Genomic DNA, 6,204 nt, shown 5'->3' on the forward strand with positions numbered 1-6,204 from the left:
GAGTTTGAGCAGGTTCATAAAATGCTCAACCGGAAAATCTACAATTTGGATCGTTTTTGTAAGTGACCCTAAAATACGGAATCAGTATTTACAATGCTTTGGGAGGTTTTTTGTTGCATATTGCGCATTTTTGAGGTTAATACAATTGTATCGTTCACCCGCTTTCATGAGTGAATCTTGCCTAACAAAACCATATCTTTTATCTTTTGTATGGTGCAGCCGAGCCAGCTGACTCCGTTTTCAGATCCATCCAGCAATCATCGAACGTCTGCAGCGAGTAGTTTCCAGATCTCTATCTTAACGACGTCGGATAAACTGCACTGAGCGTTTACCCTTGGGGGAACTATTTTTCTCTTGACTTGTGCCTTTTAATGGGTGTGCCTTTTAATGGGTGTGCCCTGGTGTCCCTTCGACAGAGTTTACCCTGAGTGAACCGAAGGGCTCAGGACATGCTTTGTGGCTGAATAGTAACAAACAATCAAACCGAAAATAAATAAAAAAGCAAATAAAGGAGCAAAAGGAACATGTCGGACAAGAAACAAGTAGTACTGGAAGCCATCGAGCAGATGACAGTGCTGGAGCTGGCTGGATTGGTCAAGTCCCTGGAAGAAAAATTCGGCGTCAAGGCCGCCGTCCCAGCGGCCGTAGCCGCAGGCGGCGGAGCCGCCGCCGCCCCGGCCGAAGAGAAGACCTCTTTTGACGTGGTGCTGGTCTCCGGCGGAGATAAGAAGATCCAGGTGATCAAGGAAGTGCGGGGAATCACCAACCTGGGACTCAAGGAAGCCAAGGACCTGGTGGAAAGCGCTCCCAAGCCGGTCAAAGAGGGCGTATCCAAGGACGAGGCCCAGAAGATCAAGACCACTCTGGAAGCGGCCGGCGCCGTGGTGGAGCTCAAGTAAGAATACCCGCCGGTCAAGGGCGCAAAATAAAAACATAGACCGCTTTTCTGCGGCAGCGGTTGCCGCGGAGAAGAAAAAGATTTCCTTAAGGCGTTTGAGGGGGCCGGCTGCGGCTGCGGTGCCGCGGAATTTTTTAAAGGCCCGTCAAACGTCGCTTTTTTGGTGGCCTTAACATTGCCCGGAACGAAGACAATTGCCACGGCCACCTGTCGTTTTCTGCCCGGGCAATGGAGCGGTCCCATCCCTCAAGCCCGGCCCCCTTTGATCGGTCCCGATATCAGACACCCCTTTAAAAAGAGGAGGTTATTTTGAAGCCCGTAAAAAGAAAAGATTATTCCAAAATCAAGTCGGGAATCCAGCTTCCCAACATGCTGGACATGCAGCTCAATTCCTACAAGGATTTTTTGCAGGAGCATCAGGCTCCGGAAAAACGCAAAAACGAAGGGCTGCAAGCGGTATTCAACGAGATCTTTCCCATCGAGGACGCCCAGAACCGGATGGCGATGGATTTCATCTCTTACGGGCTGGGCAAGCCCCGCTATTCCATCTCCGAGTGCCACGACCGCGATATGACCTACGCCGCCCCCTTAAAGGCCATCCTAAGGCTTTCGCTTAAGGATCCGGGCGAGCCCAAGGGCAAGCCCAAGGAAGTGGTGGAAAAGGAGGTCTATCTGGGCGAAGTGCCCCTGATGACCGAGACCGGCACCTTCGTGATCAACGGGGCCGAGCGGGTGGTGGTCAGCCAGCTGCACCGCTCTCCCGGCGCCTTCTTCGCTGAGAAGACCCATCCCTCGGGCAAGCGGATCTACACCGCCGAGATCATCCCCTACCGCGGCTCCTGGCTCAAACTGACCCTGGACCCCAATGATCTTTTATGGGTCTCCATCGACAAGCACCGCAAGTTCCACGCCACCCTGTTGCTGCGGGCGGTGGGCTATGCCACCAACAAGGCCCTGCTCTCCCTTTATCACCAGCCGGAGACCCTCTCCCTGGCCGGGGAAAAGCAGGTTTTGGAACGCTATCTTTTCAGCGATGTAGCCGCCCCCAGGACCGGCGAGGTGCTGGCCGAGGCCGGCCATAAAATAACCCCCGAGATCCTGGCCACCCTAAAACTGTCCAAGGTGGAAAAGGTGGAGGTAGTGGCCATCGATCCGGTCAAGGACCCGGCCAGCATCCCCCGCACCATGCTGGTCGACAACAACAAGGGATCCAAGGAGGACGCCCTCTCCAAGATCTACAATATCCTTCACCCCGGAGACGCCATCAATCCGGAACTCTCCAAGGCGGTGATCGAGAAGATGTTCTTCGACCGCAAACGCTACGACCTGAAAAAGGTGGGTCGCTACCAGCTGAACAAACGGCTGGGCCAGGAGATCTCCACCGGCAATTTGCTTTGCCCTAAGGATTTTGTGGAAGTGGTCCGCTATCTTCTGTCATTAAGGATGAACCAGGGAGAAGTGGACGATATCGATCATCTGGGCAACCGCCGGGTGTTGCGGGTGGGCGAGCTGGTCTCCAATCAATTCTCGGCCGCGCTCTCCCGGATGGCCCGGATGACCCGGGAGCGGATGGCCATGTGGGACGGACAGAGTTCCATTACCCCGCAGGACCTGGTCAACTCCCGCATCATCTCCTCCACCGTCAACAGCTTTTTCAGCTCTTCCCAGCTTTCCCAGTTCTTAGACCAGCCCAACCCGCTGGCCGAGCTGAGGCACAAGCGGCGCCTTTCGGCCCTGGGGCCCGGCGGCCTGACCCGGGAACGGGCCGGGTTCGAGGTGCGCGACGTGCATTACACCCATTACGGCCGGATGTGCCCCATCGAGACCCCGGAAGGACCCAACATCGGATTGATCGCCTCCCTGGCCTGCTTTGCCCGGGTCAACGAACTGGGCTTTTTGGAAACCCCCTACCGCAAGCTTAAAAATGGCAAGCTGACCGGAGAGGTGGATTACCTTTCGGCCAACGAAGAAGACCAGTTTATCATCGCCCAGGCCAACACCCCGGTGGACGACGTCGGAAAGATGCTGAGCGAACAGGCCTTGAGCCGCTACCGGGAGACCTTTCCCCGGGCCAAGGCCCAGGAGGTCCACTACATGGACGTTTCCCCCCAACAGTTAGTGAGCCTGTCGGCCGCGCTGATCCCGTTCCTGGAGCATGACGACGCCAACCGGGCCCTGATGGGATCCAACATGCAGTGCCAGGCGGTCCCCCTGTTAAAGCCCCAGTCCCCGGTGGTGGGCACCGGCCTGGAGGGCAAGGCGGCGGTGGACTCCGGCACCATGGTCATCTGCAAGCGGGACGGAGCGGTGGAAAAAGTGACCGCCGACAGCGTCTTCATCCGGCCCGCCAAGACCGACATCGCCGAAGTGGACTTTTTAAAGGACAGCCAGTACGACGTTTATCACCTTACCAAGTTCCGCCGTTCCAACCAGGACACCTGCCTTAATCATAAGCCCATCGTCCGGGAAGGGGACGCCGTCAAAAAGGGAGAGGTGATCGCCGACGGCTCCTCCACCGAGGGCGGCGAATTGGCCTTAGGGATCAACTGCCTGGTGGGCTTTCTGCCCTGGTCCGGCTTCAACTTTGAGGATGCCATCATCATCTCCGACCGGATGGTCCAGGACGACAAGTTCACCTCGGTCCACATCGAGAACTTTGAGTGCTTCGTGCGCGACACCAAGCGGGGTCCCGAGGAGATAACCCGGGAGATCCCCAACGTGGGCGAGGAGGCGGTGAAGGACCTGGACGAAAACGGGATCATCCACATCGGCGCCCGGGTGGAGGCCGGCGACATCCTGGTGGGTAAGGTGACTCCCAAGGGCGAGACCGAGCCCACCCCCGAGGAAAAACTCTTACGGGCCATCTTCGGCGACAAGGCCGGAGACTTCAAGGACACTTCGCTTAAAGCGCCCCCGGGCATGGACGGGATAGTCTGCGACGTCAAGGTCTTCTCCCGCAAAAGCCAGGACCGGAGAAGCAGCCAGGAGGAAAAGCGCAAGATCGAAGAGATGCAGAAGGAAGCGCGGAAGCGGACCGAACGGATCCGGAACGAGCGCGACCGGCGCTTAACGGGACTGCTGTTGGACCAGCCCTGCAACCAGACCCTGAAGGACGGGGAAAAACTGCTGGCCCGCAAGGGGCAGCGTCTTTCGGAAGCGGTGTTGGACGAAATAAAATTTGAGAAAATTCCGCCGGAAGAAATGGCCCAGATCTGCGAAGACTTGGGGCTGGGCGCCAAGGCCGTAAAATTGATGGATTTGGCCCGCAAGGCCATCGAAACGGTGCAGTACGAATTGCAGATCGAAAAGGAAAAAGTGGAGCGGGGCGACGAGCTGCCGGCCGACGTCATCAAATTAGTCAAGGTCTTCGTCTCCCGCAAGCGCAAGCTGATGGTGGGCGACAAGCTGGCCGGACGGCACGGCAACAAGGGGGTGCTGGCCAGGATAGTGCCCGAGGAAGATATGCCTTACCTGGCCGACGGCCGCCCCCTGGACATGATCTTAAATCCTCTGGGCGTGCCCTCGCGCATGAACCTGGGACAGGTGCTGGAGACCCATCTGGGATGGGCCGCCCAGATCCTGGGCTTCAAGGTGGCCACCCCCATTTTCGACGGGGCCAACATCGCCGAGATCCAGGCCGAAATGAAACTGGCCGGACTTCCCGAGCACGGCAAGGTCACTCTTTACGACGGCCGGAGCGGACAGTCCTTTGACGAGCCGGTGACGGTGGGCCTGATGTATATGCTGAAGCTGTCCCACCTGGTAGACGACAAGATCCATGCCCGGTCCATCGGGCCATATTCCCTGATCACCCAGCAGCCCCTGGGAGGCAAGGCCCATTTCGGCGGCCAGCGTTTCGGGGAGATGGAGGTCTGGGCCTTGGAATCCTACGGCGCGGCCTATACCCTGCAGGAGATACTGACGGTCAAGTCCGACGACGTCCAGGGGCGGCAGCGGGTCTACGAGGGCATCGTCAAGGGAGACAACCTGCCGGAGCCCGGCACCCCGGCCTGCTTTGACGTGCTGGTCAACGAACTGAGGGGCCTGTGCCTGGACGTTCAATTGTATAAGGAGGATTAAGCGATGACCCCCGAAAGAACTGCCAATACCGGCGAGATGGAGATCCGGGCCACCGATTTTGACTTCATCAAGCTTAAACTGGCCTCGCCGGAGATTATACATGGCTGGTCGCTGGGAGAGGTGACCAAGCCCGAGACCATCAATTACCGCACCTTCAAGCCGGAACGGGACGGACTGTTCTGCGAAAAGATATTCGGCCCCACCAAGGACTGGGAATGCAACTGCGGGAAATATAAAAAGATCCGCTTCAAAGGCGTGATCTGCGACCGCTGCGGGGTGGAGGTCACCCTGTCCCGGGTCCGCCGGGAGCGGATGGGGCACATTGACCTGGCGGTGCCGGTGGCCCATATCTGGTACTTCAAGTCCCTGCCCTCGCGGATCGGCCAGCTTTTGGACGTCTCCATCCGGGACCTGGAGCGGGTGCTGTACTACGAGAGCTACATCGTGATCGAGCCCGGTTCCTCGGGTTTTAAAAAGAAGGAGCTGATCAACGAGGACCAGTGCATCAAGGCCGAGGAGGAATACGGCAAGGATTTCACCGCCCAGATGGGAGCCGAGGCCATCCGTGAGCTTTTGCGCGAGATCAACATCGACGACCTGTCGGCCGAGCTGCGATCCCGCTTAAGGCTGGAGGTATCGGCCGAGGTCAAGAAGAACGTCTTAAAACGCCTGAGGATCGTCGAGGCCTTCCGCAAGTCGGGCAACCGGTCGGAGTGGATGATCCTTTCGGCCATCCCGGTGATCCCCCCGGACCTGCGTCCCTTAGTGCCCCTGGAGGGCGGCCGGTTCGCCACCTCGGATCTCAACGACCTCTACCGCCGGGTGATCACCCGCAACAACCGCCTGAAGAAGATCATCGACATGCGGGCCCCGGAGATCATCCTGCGCAACGAAAAGCGGATGCTGCAGGAAGCGGTGGACGCCCTGTTCGACAACGGCCGCCGCTCCCGGGCCTTAAAGGGCCGGGGCAACCGCGAGTTGAAGAGCCTGTCCGAGATCTTAAGGGGCAAGCAGGGGCGGTTCCGCCAAAATCTATTGGGCAAGCGGGTGGACTATTCCGGCCGCTCGGTGATCGTGGTCGGTCCCGAGCTGAAGCCCTATCAGTGCGGGCTTCCCAAGAGCATGGCTTTGGAGCTGTTCAAGCCATTCATTCTGAAAAAGCTGGAGGAAAAGGGATACGTCCAGAGCGTCAAAAGCGCCAAACGCCTGGTGGAAAAGGAAAAGCC

Annotated in this window: 3 protein-coding genes; all 3 read left to right on the forward strand. The window is 58.2% G+C overall.

Features of this window, described 5'->3' with window-relative positions; all coding sequences use genetic code 11:
* The first annotated feature begins 524 nt into the window (after nt 1-524).
* A complete protein-coding gene (gene rplL / locus HY768_03000) occupies nt 525-899 on the forward strand; it encodes a 50S ribosomal protein L7/L12 (protein MBI4726185.1) in 375 nt (124 codons plus the stop codon).
* 308 nt (nt 900-1,207) lie between these two features.
* Nucleotides 1,208-4,978, forward strand: coding sequence for a DNA-directed RNA polymerase subunit beta (gene rpoB / locus HY768_03005; protein MBI4726186.1), 3,771 nt, complete (start codon nt 1,208-1,210; stop codon nt 4,976-4,978).
* Nucleotides 4,979-5,014: 36 nt separating this feature from the next.
* Nucleotides 5,015-6,204: DNA-directed RNA polymerase subunit beta' (locus tag HY768_03010; protein MBI4726187.1), on the forward strand; the 1,190-nt coding region annotated here is incomplete at its 3' end.

The sequence above is a fragment of the candidate division TA06 bacterium genome, assembly GCA_016208585.1.
Taxonomy (GTDB): Bacteria; Edwardsbacteria; AC1; order AC1; family EtOH8; genus UBA5202.

What these genes read in the sequence shown, in the direction of transcription:
- rplL (MBI4726185.1), top strand. Translation starts at nt 525, where the DNA reads ATGTCGGACAAGAAACAAGTAGTACTGGAAGCCATCGAGCAGATGACA.